This window comes from Iodidimonas nitroreducens (assembly GCA_000710935.1).
GTDB lineage: Bacteria > Pseudomonadota > Alphaproteobacteria > Sphingomonadales > Rhodothalassiaceae > Iodidimonas > Iodidimonas nitroreducens.
Window position 1 is genome coordinate 82,450 of sequence record BAYV01000011.1, and the last position, 18,861, is coordinate 101,310.

At 56.5% G+C, this 18,861-nt stretch carries 18 protein-coding genes; 11 read left to right on the forward strand and 7 right to left on the reverse strand.

The genetic code is table 11. The features are described from left to right. The first annotated feature begins 1 nt into the window (after position 1). The gene (locus tag AQ1_RS05230) at positions 2-1,477 is read left to right on the forward strand and encodes an SLC5 family protein (protein ID WP_042084926.1); all 1,476 of its coding nucleotides are present in this window, start codon (positions 2-4) and stop codon (positions 1,475-1,477) included. After that, entirely contained in the window at positions 1,474-3,009 is a 1,536-nt protein-coding gene (gene glpD, locus AQ1_RS05235; protein ID WP_150007097.1) for a glycerol-3-phosphate dehydrogenase, read from the forward strand. Before AQ1_RS05230 ends, glpD begins: the two co-directional genes overlap by 4 nt. A 16-nt stretch (positions 3,010-3,025) precedes the next feature. On the opposite strand, the gene AQ1_RS05240 is transcribed toward glpD, so the two are convergent. Beyond that, positions 3,026-3,826, reverse strand: a complete 801-nt coding sequence (locus tag AQ1_RS05240) for an SDR family NAD(P)-dependent oxidoreductase (protein WP_042085098.1) — start codon at positions 3,824-3,826, stop codon at positions 3,026-3,028. 247 nt (positions 3,827-4,073) lie between these two features. Between AQ1_RS05240 and AQ1_RS05245 the strand changes: the two genes are divergently transcribed. From AQ1_RS05245 to AQ1_RS05280, 8 genes are all read left to right on the forward strand, one after another. After that, positions 4,074-5,039 (forward strand): 2-dehydro-3-deoxygalactonokinase, encoded by a 966-nt coding sequence (locus AQ1_RS05245; RefSeq protein ID WP_161760441.1) that lies wholly within the window; start codon positions 4,074-4,076, stop codon positions 5,037-5,039. Then, the gene (locus tag AQ1_RS05250) at positions 5,029-5,712 is read left to right on the forward strand and encodes a beta/alpha barrel domain-containing protein (RefSeq protein WP_462687107.1); all 684 of its coding nucleotides are present in this window, start codon (positions 5,029-5,031) and stop codon (positions 5,710-5,712) included. Before AQ1_RS05245 ends, AQ1_RS05250 begins: the two co-directional genes overlap by 11 nt. Then, positions 5,702-6,640, forward strand: a complete 939-nt coding sequence (locus tag AQ1_RS05255; RefSeq protein WP_042085102.1) for an SMP-30/gluconolactonase/LRE family protein — start codon at positions 5,702-5,704, stop codon at positions 6,638-6,640. Before AQ1_RS05250 ends, AQ1_RS05255 begins: the two co-directional genes overlap by 11 nt. An 18-nt stretch (positions 6,641-6,658) precedes the next feature. Then, on the forward strand, positions 6,659-7,411 hold the full coding sequence (locus AQ1_RS05260; protein ID WP_042084928.1) for a FadR/GntR family transcriptional regulator: 753 nt from the start codon (positions 6,659-6,661) through the stop codon (positions 7,409-7,411). A gap of 145 nt (positions 7,412-7,556) precedes the next feature. Further along, the gene (locus tag AQ1_RS05265; RefSeq protein ID WP_042084929.1) at positions 7,557-8,564 is read left to right on the forward strand and encodes a hypothetical protein; all 1,008 of its coding nucleotides are present in this window, start codon (positions 7,557-7,559) and stop codon (positions 8,562-8,564) included. A 22-nt stretch (positions 8,565-8,586) separates the two neighbouring features. Beyond that, a complete protein-coding gene (locus AQ1_RS05270; RefSeq protein ID WP_042084931.1) occupies positions 8,587-9,675 on the forward strand; it encodes a choice-of-anchor X domain-containing protein in 1,089 nt (362 codons plus the stop codon). A 323-nt stretch (positions 9,676-9,998) separates the two neighbouring features. Then, entirely contained in the window at positions 9,999-10,718 is a 720-nt protein-coding gene (locus AQ1_RS05275; RefSeq protein ID WP_042084933.1) for a DUF3800 domain-containing protein, read from the forward strand. After that, entirely contained in the window at positions 10,715-11,200 is a 486-nt protein-coding gene (locus AQ1_RS05280; protein WP_042084934.1) for a hypothetical protein, read from the forward strand. Before AQ1_RS05275 ends, AQ1_RS05280 begins: the two co-directional genes overlap by 4 nt. A gap of 191 nt (positions 11,201-11,391) precedes the next feature. On the opposite strand, the gene AQ1_RS05285 is transcribed toward AQ1_RS05280, so the two are convergent. The 3 genes from AQ1_RS05285 to AQ1_RS05295 all read right to left on the reverse strand — a co-directional run bounded on the left by AQ1_RS05285 (position 11,392) and on the right by AQ1_RS05295 (position 14,673). Then, the gene (locus AQ1_RS05285) at positions 11,392-12,138 is read right to left on the reverse strand and encodes a SapC family protein (RefSeq protein WP_042084935.1); all 747 of its coding nucleotides are present in this window, start codon (positions 12,136-12,138) and stop codon (positions 11,392-11,394) included. Then, positions 12,138-13,676: a tryptophan halogenase family protein gene (locus AQ1_RS05290; RefSeq protein ID WP_042084936.1), complete on the reverse strand. Its 1,539-nt coding sequence runs from the start codon at positions 13,674-13,676 to the stop codon at positions 12,138-12,140. The genes AQ1_RS05285 and AQ1_RS05290 overlap by 1 nt, the downstream gene beginning before the upstream one ends. 106 nt (positions 13,677-13,782) lie before the next feature. After that, positions 13,783-14,673, reverse strand: coding sequence for a PfkB family carbohydrate kinase (locus tag AQ1_RS05295; RefSeq protein ID WP_042084938.1), 891 nt, complete (start codon positions 14,671-14,673; stop codon positions 13,783-13,785). Between the two features lie 215 nt (positions 14,674-14,888). On the opposite strand from AQ1_RS05295, the gene AQ1_RS05300 reads away from it, so the two are divergent. Then, the gene (locus AQ1_RS05300; RefSeq protein WP_313980858.1) at positions 14,889-15,872 is read left to right on the forward strand and encodes a YeiH family protein; all 984 of its coding nucleotides are present in this window, start codon (positions 14,889-14,891) and stop codon (positions 15,870-15,872) included. On the opposite strand, the gene dctP is transcribed toward AQ1_RS05300, so the two are convergent. From dctP to AQ1_RS05315, 3 genes are read right to left on the reverse strand one after another with little or no spacing between them, the layout of a single operon-like run. Then, positions 15,857-16,918, reverse strand: coding sequence for a TRAP transporter substrate-binding protein DctP (gene dctP, locus AQ1_RS05305; protein ID WP_042084940.1), 1,062 nt, complete (start codon positions 16,916-16,918; stop codon positions 15,857-15,859). The two genes, AQ1_RS05300 and dctP, sit on opposite strands and share 16 nt — an antisense overlap. Positions 16,919-16,928: 10 nt before the next feature. After that, positions 16,929-18,215 carry a TRAP transporter large permease gene (locus AQ1_RS05310; RefSeq protein ID WP_042084942.1) on the reverse strand — a complete coding sequence of 429 codons (1,287 nt, stop codon included), beginning with the start codon at positions 18,213-18,215 and terminating at the stop codon, positions 16,929-16,931. A 3-nt stretch (positions 18,216-18,218) separates the two neighbouring features. After that, complete coding sequence (locus tag AQ1_RS05315; protein ID WP_052371002.1) at positions 18,219-18,797, reverse strand: TRAP transporter small permease; 579 nt, start codon at positions 18,795-18,797, stop codon at positions 18,219-18,221. Positions 18,798-18,861 lie beyond the last annotated feature (64 nt).

Consider the following 18,861-nt stretch of genomic DNA (forward strand, 5'->3'; position numbering starts at 1 on the left):
GATGGATCTCAAATCGGTTCAGGTCATCGTTTTTTTTGCCGTCACTGCGCTCATCGGCTTTGCCACCTGGCGGAAAGTGCGCGGCGCGGGGCGGAAAAGCAGCGATAGCAACAAGGAATTCTTCCTCGCGGGCGGGGGGCTTTCCTGGGTTTTTGTGGCGGGGTCGATCACGCTTACCAATCTTTCCACCGATCAATTGGTGGGGATGAATGGCAATCAGATGGCCCTCTTGGCCTGGTGGGAATTATTCGCGGTGCTGGGGCTGATGATATTGGCTCGGCTTTTCCTGCCGGTTTATTATCATTATCAATGCACCACCACCACGGAATTGCTGGAAAAGCGCTTCAAGGATCATCATGTGCGGGCAGTGATTGCCCTGCTGTTTTTACTGGGCAATGTGTTCATCTATCTGCCGATCATGCTTTATACCGGCTCGTTATTCATGAAATCGATGTTCGGGGTGGAGGCGCCGATTTTATTGATCGCCACGGCCTTTGCCATTGTGGGGGCGGCCTATGCCATTCTGGGTGGCCTGCGGGCGGTGGCGGTATCGGACACCTATAGCGGCATCCTGCTTTTGGGCATGGGGATTTTGGTGGTGTATCTGGCCCTTGATGCCATTGGCTTTGATTTATCGGGCATCCCGCGTGAAAGGCTGACGATGCTGGGCGGCAATGATAGCCCCATCCCCTGGCATACCTTGCTCACGGGGATGATTTTCATCCAGATTTTCTATTGGTCCACCAATCAAACCATCACCCAGCGGGCGATGGCCGCGCCCACGGTGAAAGAAGCACAAAAAGGCGTTTATGCGGCGGCCCTGATCCGGCTGGTGCTGATCCCGCCGATGATCGTTTTGCCCGGCATTGTTTCTTATAAGCTTTATGGTCCTATCGGCGATGCAGCCTATGGCCGGATCGTGGGCGATGTTTTGCCCTTGTGGCTTTCGGGGCTGTTTGCGGCCGCCATCGCCGCCGCCGTGCTGACCAGCTTTAATAGTGTGCTCAATTCATCGGCCACCCTTTATGTGTGTGATATTCATGAACGCTATATCAAGGCAAAGCCCAATGTGGTGCGGTTGAATGCGGCGATCACCTTGGGGTTCGTTGTGGCCGCGCTGATGCTGGTACCGGTTTATGATGGGGCGGCCAGCATCATCAATCTGGTGCAGCAATTGAATGGTTTATTGTCGATGCCGATTTTGTCTGTTTTCATTCTTGGTCTGTTGTTCCAGAATGTGGATGCCCGGGCGGCGATTATCGCGGTGGTTTTCGGGGTGGGGCTTTATGCCATCTTCACCTTTTTATGGACTCCCTTACACTATATCCATCTGATGTTTCTGACCCTGATCAGCACGCTTTCGGTTTCTTTGCTGGTCAATAGGCTGGTTTTTGGCCGCCATGTCCGATTTGAACTGCCCATGCGCAGCCAGCAGGCTGTTAGCATCCCTAATGAGGAGAGCGTGACAATCTCATGAGTATGATGGAGCAAGACCCGGAACAGACCTATGATGTGCTGATCGTTGGGGGCGGGGTGAATGGTGCGGGCATTGCCGCCGATGCCGCCGGGCGGGGCTTATCCGTTTTATTATGCGAAAAAGATGATCTGGCCAGCGCCACCTCTTCATCGAGCAGCAAGCTCATTCATGGTGGCATCCGCTATCTTGAGCATTATGAATTCCGGTTGGTAGCCAAGGCTTTGGCCGAGCGTGAAGTGCTCCTTCGGGCCGCTCCGCATATCATCTGGCCCCTGCGCTTTCGCCTGCCGCATCTGCCATCTTTGCGCCCGGCCTGGATGATCCGCATCGGCCTTTTTCTCTATGATCATCTGGCCCGCCGCGCCAGCCTGCCGGGATCGCGATCTGTGCGCTTTGGCCCCGATAGCCCGCTTAAACCCGGTATTCAAAAGGGCTTTGAATATTCGGATTGCTGGGTGGATGATGCCCGGCTGGTGGTGCTGAATGCCATGGCGGCGCGCGATCATGGGGCGCTGATCTTGCCGCGCACCCGCTGTGTTTCGGCGCAATATGAGGGCGCGGTTTGGCAGGTGCTTTTGCATAATGAGTTCAGCGGCGAGCAACAGCGGGTGAAGGCCCGGCTTTTGGTGAATGCTGCAGGGCCATGGGTGCAAAGCTTCATCGAAGAAAAGCTGCATCGCCCCTCGCCCCGCCATGTGCGGCTGGTAAAGGGCAGCCATATCGTGGTGCCCCGGCTTTATGAGGGCCCGGAATGCTATATCTTGCAAAATGATGATAAGCGGATTGTTTTTGCCATCCCCTATGAGGGAGAATTTACCCTGATCGGCACCACCGACAAGGAAATCAGCGGCGATCCCGGCAAGGTTGAAATCGATGCCGACGAACAGGCCTATCTTTTGTCGATCATCAATCATTATTTCAAGCGCCAGATCACGGATCGCGATATCTGCTGGAGCTATGCGGGGGTGCGCCCCCTGCTTGATGATGAAAGCAGCGATGCCTCCACTGTGACCCGCGATTATCTGCTGACCCTGACCGGAATGGCCGAGGGTGGGGAAGATGGGGCCAGGGCAGAGGGCGGGGCGCCCCTGCTATCGGTTTTCGGCGGCAAGATCACCACTTTTCGCCTGCTGGCAAAAGAAGCGGTGGATAAAATGCAGGCGGTCTTCCCCGATCTGGGGCCATCCCGCACCCAGGAACAAACCCTGCCCGGCGGTGATTTTGATAACCCCGCCACCCTTTATGATCGGCTGAAGGCTGAAGCCCCGTGGCTGCCCGATGATGTGGCGCGCCGCTATGTGCGCAGCTATGGCACGGCGGTTTTTGCATTGCTTGATGGATGCACCTCGCTTGCTGCCATGGGCGAAGATTTCGGTGCCGGGCTTTATGAGGCGGAAGTGCAGTATCTGCGCCGCCATGAATGGGCGGTGCAGGCCGAAGATATTGTGTGGCGGCGCAGCAAGCGCGGCCTGTTCATGACCAAGGCGCAGCAATCGCGTTTGCAGGAATGGCTCAACAGCCGTAATGATTAAGCCTTGATAACAGCCTTTAGCGCATCACCCGGCCGCCATCGACAAACAGCGTTTGGCCGGTGATCATGGCCGCCATCCGCGAGGCCAGAAACAGCGCCGCATGGGCGCAATCTTCGCCCGATATGGTTTGCTTCAGCGCCTGTTGCGCCAAACACTCCGCCAAAGCCTCGTCGGTGACCCATAAGTCCTTTTGCCGTTCGGTCATCACCCAGCCGGGGATCAGGCTATTGACGCGAATACCATCCGGCCCCAATTCCCGGGCCAAAGCGCGGCTCAGCCCCTCAATCGCGGCTTTCGCCGCCACATAGGCCGGATAGCCCGAAAGCCCCAGATGGGCGGAGTTCGACCCCACATTGATGATCGCGCCCCGGCCTTTTTCGCGCATGGCGGGGGCGGCTGTTTGGGCCGTGAAAAAATGCGGGCGCAGATTGGTATCAAGGCTATCGGCCCAGCCTTTTTCATCCAGATCAAGCAGGCTGTGGCGGGTATCGCGGGCGGCATTATTGATCAGAATATCGATGCTGCCATGCTGATCGGCAGCCTTTGCCATTGCCGCGCAGAGGGTGCTAAGATCGCGAATATCGCACGGGATGAACAAGGGCCGCTGGCCGGTTTCCTCGGCCACCGCATCACAGAGCGCCAAAGCCGGGGCTTGGGTCAGCGACACAAAGGCAACCCGTGCGCCCTGACTTGCGAAGGCATGGACGAAATACGCCCCGATGCCCGATCCGCCGCCGGTGATGAACACGGACTGCCCATCCAGATCGGTAAGCTTAGGATATGGCTGGCTGGCAATGCCTTCAGTTTTTGGGGCCATGATCAATTCTCGTGCCAAATAAAGAGGATGAGATGCGGAAAAGACAGATAAGTTCATGCTTTAGCAGCGGCGGGGCTTTACAACAAGATTATTTATCATATAAATTTAGCACAACAAGATCGAACCATCCCGATTTTTCCCATAAAGTTCGAGAATCTATAGAGACCAAGAGACTATGTTGCCTTTAAAGCCTATGAAAGAACCAAAGAATGGTCGGCATGAAAATGCCCAAGCGGGGACCGCGCGGATGAATATGAATGCGGATAGGGCGTTTTCGATTGTCGGGGATTGGGGAACCAGTCATCTCAGGCTTTTTCTGGTTCATGATAACCGGATCATCGATCAGTGTGATGGGCCGGGTCTGGCGGCGGCGATTGCCGATCCCGGCGATGCCTTCATGCGGGCCACAGCAGGCTGGCGGGCGGATCATGGTGCTTTGCCGGTGCTTTTGGCGGGCACGGTGGGATCGAATATCGGCTGGCGCGAAGTGCCTTATCGGCCATGCCCCATTGCCTGTGATAAGCTGGTGGATGGGGCGGTTCATTTCCGCCATGAAGGCCATGATCTGGCGATCATTCCCGGGCTCAGCTGTATCAATCCTTTGGGCTATGCCGATTATATGCGGGGCGAGGAAACGCAGATCCTGGGGGCTTTGATGAGCGATCCGGCCCTGAAAAGCGGGCGGCAGATCATTTGCCTGCCCGGAACCCACAGCAAATGGGTGATTTTACAAGATGGGGTGGTGGAGCGGTTTTTTTCCAGTTTGACCGGCGAATTTTATGGGATCATCAAGGATCATAGCGTTTTGTTGCTGGGGTCTGCGCCTGATGACGGTTTTCATGAAACCGCCTTTATCGAAGGGGTGAAGCGGATTTGCGCAAACAAAGGGGCGATGTTGCTCAATCGCCTGTTTGAAGTGCGGGCCCGGCAGATTTCCAAAGAATTGACAGTGGGCGAAGCGGCCTCGTTTTTATCCGGGCTTTTGATCGGCGCGGATGTGGATGCCGCCCTGCGTATTCTGGATTGGCGCCATGCGGGCTATGATCGGGTGAGCATCATCGCCACCCGGCATTTGTCCGATCTTTATGCCTTGGCCCTTGATCGTTATGGGGTGGCGTCCCAGTCTTTGGATGGCAAGCAGCAATCGGGCACCGGATTGATGGCGATGGCGGCCCGCTTGCGTGATTTGGAAAGGTCTGTCGATGTCCCTTGAAACAGTCTCTGAACGATCCATTGATCAAAAAGCCCAAGCGCTGCGCCACCGGCTGGGTGAGAGGCTTGCAGCGATGCCGATCATCGCCATTCTGCGCGGCATCACCCCCGATGCGGTGGAGGATGTGGGGGCGATCCTTGTGGATGCCGGAATCACGATCATCGAGGTGCCCTTGAATTCGCCCAATGCGATGGATAGCATTGGCAGGCTGGCCCAAGCCCTGAAGGGCCGCGCCGTGGTGGGGGCGGGCACCGTGCTCACGCCCATGGATGTGGATCGGGTGGTGGAAGCGGGGGGCGAGATCATCGTTTCTCCCGATTGCCATGCCCCGGTCATCCGGCGCGCCATTGCTTTGGGGGTTGAGCCCATGCCCGGTTTCGCCACGGCCAGCGAGGCGTTTTCGGCCCTAAGGGCGGGGGCGCGCTTTTTAAAATTATTTCCCGCCGCCAGCTATGGCCGGGGGCATATTTCGGCACTGAAGGCGGTTTTGCCCGATGATGTGCGGGTTCTGGCCGTGGGTGGCGTGGGGCCGGATCATCTGGCGGATTGGGCGGCGGCGGGGGCGGATGGCTTTGGCATCGGCACGGGGATCTATAAGCCGGGTCTGCATCCTGATGCTGTGGCAAAGGCCGCAGCGGCCCATGTGGCGGCATGGCATCGTCATGTTGGCTGAAGCTTATGGGCGGATCGCCTGCGGGTGCACTTTGGGCGAGGGCATTCAATGGCACGAACCCTCACAAACTTTATGGTGGACCGATATTGAAAAGGCCCGGCTTTGGCGGGCAAAGCCGGATTTCCCGGCATTGGAACGCAATCCGGGCGCGGTGATCGAAGCAACCGCGATCCCCCTGCCGGAACGCTTATGCTCTTTTGCCTTTACCAAAGAACCGGATGTGATTGCGGCGGCCTTTGCATCGGGGCTGGCCTTTTATCATCTGGAACATCGCACGATCGATTGGATTGCCCGCCCGGAATTGGGGAAAACGGGGCGGCGCTTCAATGATGGCCGGGCCGACCGGGCGGGGCGCTTTTGGGTGGGCAGCATGGTCGAAGACGAAGGCATCGCCGGGGCGGCCAGCGCCAGCCTCTATTGTCTCGATCTTGATGCCCGGCTGCATCTGCGGCAAGGCGGGATTGCCATCTCCAATGGGCTGTGTTTCAGCCCCGATGGGAAAAAAGCCTATTTTGCCGATAGCCCAACCCGGCGGATCGTGGTTTCTGATTATGATGGAAAGAGCGGTGATCGCCGGGCACAGCGTCTTTTTGCACAAACCCCGGATGGCGCTTTTCCCGATGGGGCGGCGATTGATGCGAAGGGCGGTTTGTGGAGCGCATTCTGGGGGGCGGGGCTGGTGCGGCATTTTGCCCCGGATGGCCGCCTGATGGATGATCTATCCCTGCCGGTGCCTCAGCCAAGCTGCGTTTGTTTTGCCGGGCCGGATTTGGATTATCTGTGCATCACCACAGCCCGAGCCGGGCTTTCCGCCGAAGCCCTTGCCATGGCGCCGCAATCGGGCGATGTTTTTATTTATAAAATAAAACAGGCGGGTTTGCCGGAAAATCGGTATGAGGGGCTCATTCCGGGCAAACGTTCCTTCTAATCCAAGGGTGGGTGAGAAATGCAGAATCATTCAGGTCGTAACCTGACCTATGTCATCGTGCATGATCTGGGGCGGGCGATTGTGAAAGGCCATTATGATCAACATAATCCTTTCCCGATCGAAGCCGCCCTTTGCACGCAATATGGAGCCAGCCGCAGCGTGCTGCGCGAAGCGGTCAAGATGCTGACAGCTAAAGGCTTGCTGAGAGCGCGTCCCCGTCAAGGGACCTGGATCGAGCCGGAAGAAAACTGGAATCTGCTTGATCCTGATGTGCTGCAATGGCTGTTGGAGCGAAAATATTCTCCCCAATTGCTGGTGGAATTTACGGAAATGCGGCTGGCCTTCGAGCCGATGGCCGCTGCCCTTGCTGCTCAGCGCTGTCAGCCCGAAGATATCCAGAATATTCTGGCGGCCCTGGATCGCATGCGCGAAGCCGAAAAGGGCAATGATGATCCCTTGAGTTCGGATATCGCTTTTCATGTGTCGATCCTCAATGCCTGCGGCAATCGCTTTTATGCGCAGTTGAAAGGCATGATCAACACCGCCTTGCGGATTTCCATCCGCCTGACCAACCAGCGCAAAGGCGTGCCTTTGGCCAGCATCCGCGATCATAAAAAGGTGGTGGATGCGATCATGGCCCGTGATCCCGAAGCGGCCAGCGAAGCGATGCGCGCCCTGATCGTTGAAGCGATGATGCTCATTCAGCAATCAAAGGCTGATGAACTGCAAAAAGCTGCCAGCATCGGTAGCTCAATAAAAAGCGCGCAATGATAGAATTGAAGATATTTTTATAAACTGATAGTTTGTATTTCTCACCTTTTTCAGAAGGGCTGAACGCTTCTGGACAAGGTCCATGATGGCTTGCCGCTCGGGCTTTATCCCCAGCGCTCGGGCCGGATCCATGAGGAGTGCAAACATGAAAAGACAATCGATTCTGGCGATCCTGACCACTTGGCTGCTTCTGGCTTTCGGGAGCACCGCCATGGCCATGCCCTGCATGATTTTTGTGCATGGAAAACAAACCGATACGGGAAGTTTTACCAATTGGACCCAGGCCCGGGATTATTGGCGTTCGGGGGGGTCGGATTTCATCGGTATTTCGACCAAGAATTTCAATGCCTCGCATTATGTGGTGGGCTATAATGGCACCCGGCCCTTTTGGGATTCTCTGGCGGCGGGTGAGGTTGCGGCTGAAATTATCAATGCAACCAATGGCGGAGCCGATGGCGGCGGCAATCGCTGTGCCACAAGCTGGGCGGCGGGCGGCAATTTCTGGATCATCGCGCACAGCATGGGCGGCACGGTGATGGATTTCATTCTGGGCAATGCCAATAGCAGCACCCCCAATTTCAATCTCAATGGCGCCTATGATGTGGTGGCTCAGCGCACCAGCCTCGTGGTGTCGGTTGGCGGGGCCCATCGCGGTTCTCAAGGGGCGGATGCGGTTTGCGGCGATGCGGCGTTATTGTGTAATTTCATTGCCGGTTTCATTCAGGATTGTGATGATGCCACCTTCTGGCTGCGCAGTTCCGATGATGTGCAGGTACGGACATTTTCCAATGCGCCGGCCCGCAATGTCTATTTGATTGGCGGTTTTGAAGCCATTTTCGGGGCCAGCGCCTGTTTATCGGGCGAAGATGATGGGGTGGTGCAATATGCCTCGATCTTTGCCTGTGGGGGCAGTGCCACCGCCAGCTATAATAACAGCAATGTCTGCAATAATGGCTTCAAGCAGGAAGCATCGGGCTTTTTCAATCTCGATTCCGCCCATGAAAATCATAATGATGAGCGGAATGCGGTTGATTCCGATGAGCGCCGTCAGGTCCCGGATGGTTTCTGGACCTGCGGTGGCGCAAGCTGTGCGCCCAATACCCGGGTGCAAACAGGCATGACGACGGCCCGTTTCATCAGTACCCTTTATTGATATGTACAAAGGATCAAGGATCATGAAAAGACTGTTGTCTTCGATTACGCCGAAGATTGTGGGCGCGATCATGGCCGGATCGGTGCTGATGGGGTCGTCATCGGCCCGCGCGCAAGGGTCCGCCGAAACCATCCCCGATCTGGCGGCCCATGCGGCGGCCAGCTATCGCCAGCAGGCCCGCTTTCCAGCCTGGTCGCAGCCGGTGGCGCGCGGAGCGGTGGACCCGGTGCTTGCCGAACGCATCCCAACCCGCCAGATCCTGCCGAGCGAAAGCGGCATGGGCTTAAGTGTTTGGCCCGATGATATGCGCTTTGAATCCGGGGATGAGGCCCGGCTTTATGCGCGCCTGGAAAGCACGGGCAAAAATGATGAGGATCTGCTCAGCATTCCCAATGCTGATGGGGCCACAGGGCCATGGCAGATCAGCGCTGTTGTCACCGGCCAGCTTTCCGGGCCGCTGGGCACGATCAGCTATCAAGATGATGGCCGCAATGGCGATGAGCAGGCGGGCGATGGCATTTATACCGCCCGCTTCACCTTGCCCGAAGCCTTTGATCCCTTGCCGGGCTATGCTGAAAATATTGCCGTGGTCGTCACCGCCAACAATGGCAAGGGCGAGGAATATAAAGGCATCACCGGCTTTTTATACAGCCATCCCGCGGCCCGCCTCACCGGCCAATATGTTGAAAAGCTGGTGGATGGCGATCTGGTGATCAGTGCCGAGATCGAGGCCACCACAAAGGGCCGCTTTCATCTTTCGGGAACCATGCACAGCCTGCGCGGGGTTCCTTTGGTCACAGCCCAAAGCGCGGAAAATCTCGATGCCGGCACCCATTGGATCGATCTTCGTTTTTATGGATTGGCATTGAGCGAGGCCGGGGCGAAAGGGCCCTTGACCCTTGGCAGTGTCACCCTTGCCAGCATCAAGGGGCTGCCCAATGCTTTGGGCCCGGTTTTGCATGATGTATATCGCACCATGCCTTTCGTGCCCGAGCAATTCCACAGCCGTTCCTTTGATCGGCCGGATCTGATGGAACAGGCACGGCGGCTGGATGTGGGCCGGATCGATCTCGATCATCAGCGCGGCGATAAAAAACCGCCTCGCAATTAAAGCCTTTTAAGCGGGGCTTACTATAGGGGCCGGTGCCGGATCAGGGCATCGGCTCAATTTTTATGAGGCAAGGAGATGCGCTGCTAGTGTCCATTGTGTGGATTTAAGCGATTGTCTGTGATGGGACGATCCGAAAGGGGAAAGGCTCCGGGTTACATAAATTGATAAGGGACTAATTTTGAATTATAACTCTTTTAGGTTGCATATTTTTCTTATTTGTATAAATAAGTCGTATAATTAGGACTTCTTCAAAAAATTTTTGAGATTAACAGGTTAATCAAGACGCATGTGATTGAGCAGGTATCCCTTATGAAGGCTGGAGAATGACTGAAGAGCGATTGTTCAATGTTTATTGTGACGAGAGCTGTCATCTTGAGCATGATGGTTCACCAGTAATGGCTTGGGGTGCCATCTATTGCCCTGAAGCTGCGAGCCATATCATTTCCCTAGCTGTGCGGAAGCTGAAGTCCGAGCACGGCCTTGCACCTGATTTTGAGGCCAAATGGACAAAGATTTCCCCAGCTAAAGTGGAATTCTACTTAGCATTATTAGATTTATTCCTGGCCGATGAACGAATGCGTTTTCGTGGCATCCTCGTCCCTGATAAGGGTCTTCTGGATCACGCGCGCTTCGGTCAGTCACACGATGACTGGTATTATAAAATGTATTTTACAATGCTGCGCCCGATCTTTTGCGCACCGCATCACTATCGCATTTACCTCGATATAAAAGACACGCGTGGTGGGCCAAGAACTCGCAGGCTTCACGAGGTACTAGCCAACAGCCTTTATGATTTCAACCAAGAATGCGTCGAGCGGGTTCAGCAGGTCCGATCACATGAGAGCGAACAGTTACAATTAGCCGATATTTTGATCGGCGCGCTCACATACGCGAACCGTGGCCTCAGAACCAGTCCCGCAAAGACAGCGATTGCAGCGCGGCTATGTGAGCGCCTTGGGCAGAACATACTTACCCGCACATCCTCTTTTTCTGCAACGAAATTTAACATTCTAGTATGGCGGGCACGGGATCTAACTGGATGACGCCGCCCGATCTGATAATGTTCGGCGGAGAATGGGCCGTCTATGAAGCTGAACTCTACCGCATCTTCAAAGAAGAAATCGCGGGGGGTAGTTTGATGTTTTGCCATTCTCCCGTTAAATGCCGCCGATTGCCAGAAGCAGCAGGTCGCTGGGCTTCATTCTGGCATCTTGTGCAGGAGGGCCGCGTGGAGGATGATCGCACGCCCGATCTACGCCGCTGTGAGCGAATTCGCTGGGTGCGCTGGGTAATTGAAAATGCGGCAGATCATTCCGAGATTGACATATGGCAGAACACTCGCAATGGAAGAGTGAGCAGGCTACTTTGGTTTCGTGAGGAATATCTGGTCGTTCTGGCAGAGCGTACAGGCTATTGGTTGCTTTTGACAGCTTACTGCACCGACAAAAGTGGTCGGATCAAGCAGCTTAGGAAGGAGCGTGACGTTTTTCTTCGCGCTCATATGACGGGAGTCCAAAACGACTGAAGCCGCCCGAGTGAACTAGGGCGGCCTCGAATGCTCTTCCTACTCATGGCAGGTGAGACAGATACAAAATGCGTGTATCAAGGTCGTTTGTCAAGAAAATTCAGAGAGACAAACGCAAGGCATCGAGTCAAACAGATCTTTTTGATCAAATTGGACTTGGCCGGTGCCGGATCAGGGCATCGGCCCCTTATTTATGGCATCGAAACATGGGCGGAGACGAGATCGTCGCCCCGGCGGATTGCTAAATGAAGCAGGCGCTGAAGATGGCGCTCCGATTGGAGCATCGCAAAAATCAGCCCCAGATACTGATCGAGATTGAGGCTTTGAAGGCTTGCCCCATCAAGATCGGCCAAAGCCTCTTCATCGATGCCATAAAGCCCGGTGATCTGCGATGTGGCGCCCGTTTGATGGGTCAGTTCAATATCCTTGCGCCGGATCAGATGACAAGACAGCAGCCTTTCGATGAAGGGGATCGTTTCCTGATGATCCTTGCGCATGAACAGCAAAAGCCGCAGGGCATCATCCAGAAGGGGGCTGGGGGCCCCCCTTTCATCATAAAGGCGCAGAGCTGAAGGCGCATCGCGCACCAGCGAGGGTGAGGCGAAATCGGCGCATATGAGTGGCGCTGCATCGTCATTTTCCCCCAAAATAAAGGGATAGCGCAGGAGATTGAGGGGGATATAAGCCGCCCCCCAGCCACCATCCCGGCAAAAAAGATTGCAGGGTTCGGATAATCCCAAAAGGGCGCTGAGGTGGAATGTGCCCGATGGTTCGCCCTTCATCAGAAAAAGGGGGAAACAGCCTGCGGCTTCCAGAATTTCCGAAAGGCCAAGGGGCGTGCTGCGCCAATTGGCGGCATGGGCAAAGCTGCGATCGGGGCGCAGGCCATAATCCCCATGTTGGGCGGGGCTGAGGGCGGTGATCATTTCATCCATCATCAGATCGCCTGAAAACCGTGGCGATGCACATGGTTGATCAGATCCCGATGGCGGGGCAGGGTGCTTTCCATCCGCCCCATAAGGCCATCCAGCATCTGTTGCCAGCGGGCGGGCGCGCCCTGGCCCCGAGGCGGATTCCTTGGGGCGGCAAAGCCCATGCCATAGAGCACATAGCGATAGCTGAGATAGGAAAAAACCTCATTTTCAGCGCCCAGATGATCGGGCAGGGGGGGCTGATCGCGCCAAAGGGCCAGCAGTTCGGCCAGATCATCGGGCCAGCTTTGGGCATCGCGGTTTGCCAGCCAGAAAGGCTCGGTGCGGCGGCTTAAGATATAATGGAGCTTCAGGAATTTCAGGATGGCGGGCCAGAAATGCGCAAAGCGCTGATTATAGCGGCGGCTGGCAATGGCCAGATCGCCGTGATCAAGGGGCAAAAGGGCGCATAAAGCCTGGGCTGAAAGCTCGGCCAGCATCAGGGCCGAAGCTTCCAAAGGCTCGAAAAATCCGGCAGAAAGCCCGATGGCCACGCAATTTTTCTGCCACAGGCTTTGGCGATAGCCCGATTTGATCTTTAAAAGGCGGGGCGTGGCCTCGGCTTCTTTCATCCCGGCATGTTCGAGCAGGATCTTTTGTGCTTCATCATCGGAGAGAAAATCGCTGGCATAAACATGGCCCAGCCCCCGCCGTTCCTTAAGCGCGATATCCCAGATCCAACCGGCTTTTTGCGCTGTTGCATGGGTTTGGCAGCTTAAAGGGGCATCTGCTGTGGCATGGGGCTTTTGCACGGCAATAGCGCGATCAGCAAACAGGATGTGGTTGCAATCCCGAAAAGGCACCCCCAGCGCCGTGCCAATCAAACGGGCCGAAAAGCCGGTGCAATCGACAAAAAAATCGCCGTCCACCCGCCCGCTTTGCTGGCAGATCAGATGGCCGATGGCACCATCTTCATCCAGCCCCACATCCAATACATCATCGCGCAGATGCCTGATGCCCAGATTTGTGGTGCCATGCTGGCATAAAAGGCTGGCGAAAGCCCCGGCATCCAGATGATAGCCATAGTTGAGATGCCCCTCATAATCGGCTTGCAAAGGGGTTTTGGGGCCAAAACCGGCAGCGCATAATCGCGCCTGCACATGGTGGAAATCGGCAAAAGCCGGGCGCTGCTCTGCCCCCATCGCACACCAAAGGGCAAAGGGATCAAAGCCATGGGCATCAAGCGGCGGGGAAAAAGGGTGATCATAATGATCATCAGCCGATCCATCCGCCCAGCCGATGAAGCGGCTGCCCTGTTTCAGCCCTGCTGTGGTGGCGCGCAGGAAATCGGTTTCCGTAAGGCCGATGCGTTTTAAGCTTTGGCGCATGGTGGGCCATGTGCCTTCGCCAACGCCGATGGTAGGGATGGAGGGGGATTCGATCAGGGTCACCGTGCCACCCCGGCCCTGTTCGGTTTTGCAATGGCTGGCCAGCAAACAGGCGCTGAGCCATCCCGCCGTGCCGCCGCCCACGATGATGATATTCCGGATAGGGCGCTGGGGCATGATGGGCCTTTTACTGCAGAGGGACAATGGATCGGGATGCGCAAAGCAACAGAATTAATCATATAATTAGAAAGAGCAAGCCGGAAAGCAATGCAAGCTTCGGCCTTCAGGGATCGGGAAAGGCTTCGAGATCGGCGCGGCTGGGCACCCCGGCGCGGCCCCCGGGGCGGCTGACCTTGATCGCCGCCGCCTGATTGGCAAAGCGCACGGCATCGGGTTCGTCTTTGCCCTCGCCCAAAGCAAGGGCAAAGGCCCCATGCCACACATCGCCCGCCCCCAATGTATCGCGCACCGTCACTTTTGGGGCCGGAAAATGAGTGATCGCCCGCTGATCATGGACCAAAGTTCCGGCGGCGCCCAAGGTGACACAACACCACGCCCCGGTTTTCCGGGCGATCATCGCCAGCATCGCTTCGGGATCATCCTTGCCGCAATAATCGGCCAGGCCCGGCTGGGAAAAGGCGATATGGCTGGCCGCCCTGATCAGGCCATCCTGGCCCGCCAGCGGCATATCCGCATCCAATATCGCCGGAATCCCATGCTTTTTGGCCTGATCGAGCAGGGCAGTGGCCCCTTTTGGCCAGCGGCAATCCGCCAAACAGGCGGCAAAGGGGCGGATATCCACCGAGGTCAACCAATCACAGGCATCGGGGATCGCAGGATCAAGGAAATTGACGATCATCCGTTCGCCGGACCGGTCCACACAGACCGATGAGAGCGAGGATCGGCAGCCAGGATAACGCCGGAGATGGCTAAGCTCTACCCCATAATCGGCCAATTCGGCAGTGATCAGATCGGCAATGGGATCATCCCCCAAGCGGGTGATCAGCGAGGCTTCGCCGCCCAGCCGGACAATGGCCACTGCTGCCGTCGCCGCCGGACCGCCCCCCATCTGGCTGCAGGCACTGGCCCGATATTTTTCGCCGCGATCGGGCAGGCTTTCCACAGAAAACAAAAGATCCTGAACGGCATGGCCAAGACAAAGAATTCGTGCCATCCCTTTATGCTCCTTTCATCTCAGCCCTGTTCAGCCACTCGCCGCTGATCTATAAAGCCATGAGCTTGGGCAATAGTTTTTCTATTGATATGCAAAAGCAAATATTGCTAACTCTTTTATAAGATATAAAAGCCAGAAGGCTGGCGGTTTGTCCAGCCCGGAAGCCATGCCATCTGAATGCGGCCCGCAGATCAAGAGAAAGGCGTTTCATCACAGTGACCCAATATCTGGCGCAGATGCGAAGCCTTGTCCCCGGCCTTGTGCTGTGTTTCACCATCGCGGCGGCGGCGAATTTTCTGTCCGAGCATTATGGCGCGCCGGTGATGCTGTTTGCCCTGCTTTTGGGGATGGCCTTTCATTTTCTGGCCGAAGATGGCAAATGCCTTGCGGGGATCGAGTTCACGGCCAAGCGTCTGTTGCGGATCGGGGTGGCGCTTTTGGGGGCGCGGGTGACGGCCGGGCAGATCACCAGCCTTGGGATCGGGCCGGTGATTGCGATCCCGGCGCTCGTTCTGATCACCATTTTATTTGGCATTCTGTTTTCCCGCCTGCTTGGAAAATCGGTGCGTTTGGGCCTTCTCACCGGCGGTGCGGTGGCGATCTGCGGGGCCTCAGCGGCATTGGCCATTGTCGCTGTTTTGCCCCCTGAAGATGGCGAGACGGATACCCTGTTCACGGTGATTGCGGTCACCACATTATCCACCATTGCGATGATCGCCTATCCCATTTTCTATGCCACATTGGGGCTGGATGATGCCGGGATCGGCTTTTTGCTGGGGGCCACCATCCATGATGTAGCGCAGGTGGTGGGGGCTGGCTATGCGGTATCGGATGGGGCAGGGGATGTGGCCACCTATGTGAAAATGCTGCGGGTGAGCCTGCTGCCGATTGTGGTGCTGGCCATTGCCTTTATGTATCGCAAGCAGAAAAGCGGCGATAAAAAAGCTGCGATTCCGGGCTTTGCCATCGCTTTTGGGCTGATTTTACTGGCCAACAGTCTGGGCCTGATCCCGCCGGTTCTGGCCGGGGCGATGACCGAAGCCTCGCGCTGGTTGCTGGTGGCGGCAATTGCTGCTTTGGGGGTGAAAACATCCCTGAAAGCGATGACCGATCTGGGGCCGCGCTATCTGGGGCTGGTGCTGGGGCAAACGGTATTTTTGGCTTTTGCCGCGATTGGCGCACTCTATCTGATCGCGTGACCCCGGGATGATCCGCCCAAGCCTTCACAGCGGGCGATTTCCGCCGTCAAAAGATCCAGCCATTCCGGCCCATAGCGATCCTTATACCATGCACGCAAAGGCTGGGCGGCCTTGACGAAGGCCGCTTTTTCTTCGGCATCAAGGGTGATCACCGTGCCGCCGGCGGCTTTGAACGCATCAAGGGCTTGTTGCTCGCCTTCTTTTGGCAATCTGCGGGTGATGGTTTTTAGGGCTGCAAAGCCCTTTTCCACCGCTGCGCGATCCTGTTCGGGCAGCATCGCCCATTGCTTTTCGGAATACCACCACATGGCCGCCATATAGGCATGGCCATCAAGGGTGAGATAATCCAGCGCTTCATGCAGCTTGGCCCCCACAATATCCTGCACGCTGTTTTTGGTGCCTTCCACCACACCGGTTGCGAGGGCTGTATAAACCTCGCCCCAGGCGATGGGGGTGGGATTGGCCCCAAAAAGCCGCAAAAGTTCCTGCTGCATGGCCGAAGGGGTGGAGCGGATTTTCAAACCCGCCAGATCCTGGGGTTTGTGGATCGCTTTGTTTGCAGTGGCCAGATGCCGCCAGCCGCCGGTATCCGAGATCACCATCAGGCGCAGGCCCAGATCCCGTTCGAGGGCGGCGCGGCGCAACTGATCGAGCATCGGCCCATCCAGCACACAATGTGCCACCGCATCATTGGGTAAAAGATAAGGCAGATCAAGCACCTGAGCCGCCCCAAACAAACGGCCAATGCCGCCGACCGTGGTCATGTGAATATCCAAAAGGCCGCTGCCCAGCCCATCGAGACATTCCCGCTCATTGCCGCAAAATTGCCCGGATGGAAATATATCCACCCGCACCCGGCCCACTGTTTCGCGCTCCACCACCTCCTTGAAGGCGGCAGCGCCTTTATAATCCTCATCTTCAGGCGAGCTTAAAAAGCCGATGGTGATGATGCGTTCGGGCTGGTCTTTTGCCGATGTCAAAACGCCGATGATCGCGATCACGAACAGGGCCGCCAGAATGATCATCGCGCGGATTTGCGGGTTCATGGCATCCCCCTCAGCCCAAACCCATAAGCCGGGGCAGGGTCATGGTGAGGGCGGGGATATAGGTGATGAGGAAAATGACAAACACCTGCACCGCCAGAAAGGGCAGCATTTCGCGAATGATGCTTTCCACCTTTTCGCCTGAAACCGAGGCCGCTACGAACAAAACAAGCCCCATCGGCGGGGTGGCCAGCCCCACGGTCACATTCACGCACATCACGATGGCGAAATGCAGGGGATCGACCCCCAGATTGATGAACAAAGGCCCCAAAACCGGCCCCAAAATCATGATCGCCGGGCCGGCATCCAGAAACATGCCCACGATGAACAAAAGGATATTCACCGCAAAAAGCAGGATCAGCACATTATCCGATACGCCCCCAAGGCCGCTGGCGATGGTATCGGCCATGCCGGAAACCGAAATCATCCAGGCAAAGGATAAAGCCGCCCCCACCAGTAAAAGCACCACGCCCGATTGCATCGCCGCTTCACGAAACACATCGGGCAGATCGCGAAAGCGCAAGGTGCGGGTGACGAACAAGGCCACTACAAGGGCATAGGCGGCGGCAATGGCTGCGGCTTCGGTGGGGGTGAAGATTCCGGCCAAAATCCCCCCGAGCAGGATCACCGGGGTAAGCAGGGCGGGAAAGCTGATTTTGAAGATATCATAGCGTTCGCGCAAACTGGCCTTGCGGTTTGAGATGGGATAATTGCGGCTGCGGGCGAGCCGTGCTGTGAGCACCATCATGCCCCCGGCGATCAGAATACCGGGCACGATGCCTGCGGCAAACAACCCACCCACCGAGACATTCATGATGAAAGCATAGATGATCATGATGCCCGATGGTGGAATGATTGGCCCCACAACCGAGCTGGCCGCGGTGATGGCGGCGGCAAAGGGGCGGGAATAGCCGCTTTTATGCATGGCCGGGATGAGCATTTTGCCCAAGGCCGAGGTATCGGCCACCGCCGAGCCGGACAGCCCCGCAAACAGGATGGATGACAGGATATTCACCTGAGCCAGGCCGCCCCGCACATGGCCGATCAGCGATTGGGAAAAACGCACCAGGGCTTCGGTGATGCCGCCCCGGTTCATGATTTCACCCGCCAGAATGAAAAAGGGCACGGCCATCAGGGGGAAGCTATCCATGCCATTATAAAGCCGCGATAAAAGAGCGGGCAGATAGCGCCCCTGCCCATCGATCACAAGGCTTAATCCCGGCCCGATCAGAAGGGCAAAAACCACCGGCGTGCCAATCGCCAGCAAAAAGATGAAAATCCAGAAATAAGCCAGCGACATCGGCTATTCCCCCTCGATCACGGGGCGGGCAGGGGCGAGAGGATAGCCGCCATCGGGATCGATCAGATGCATCACCCCGCGCAAAAGATGTTCGATCGCCACCGACATTAGGGTCAAAAGCCCGATGGGCATGATCGCATAGAAAAAAGCCATGGGGATGGGCAGGCTGGCGGCGCTGATATCGGCCCCGCGCGCCACAAATCCAAAGCTCAGTTCAAACAGAACGAACAAAATCCACAAAACCAGCGCATCGATCAGAATTTTGAGGGCGGCCTGAAGGCGAACCGGCAGCGGGGTGATCAGCATCAGAATGGCCACCGCCGCCCCCCGGCGATAAGCCCAGGGGGCAACCAGAAAGGCCGACCACACCATCAGCGCCTTGGCCAGTTCCTCGGTCCAGATCAGGCTATCATTGAGAGCATAGCGGAAAAGCACCTGCAACAGAACGATCCCCAGCATGGCCATCAAAAAGACCACCGAAAGCGTGCGCCCGGCGCGCGAAAGCCCTTGATTGATGCGCCCCAGACCATGAATGATGGACAGGATCGAAAAACCTGAGGGCTTGGGCTGGTTTTCGGGCATTCCTGACTATCCCAACTTATCTATCTTATATATGATAGCTTTTATGATGCAGTAAGGATAGGCT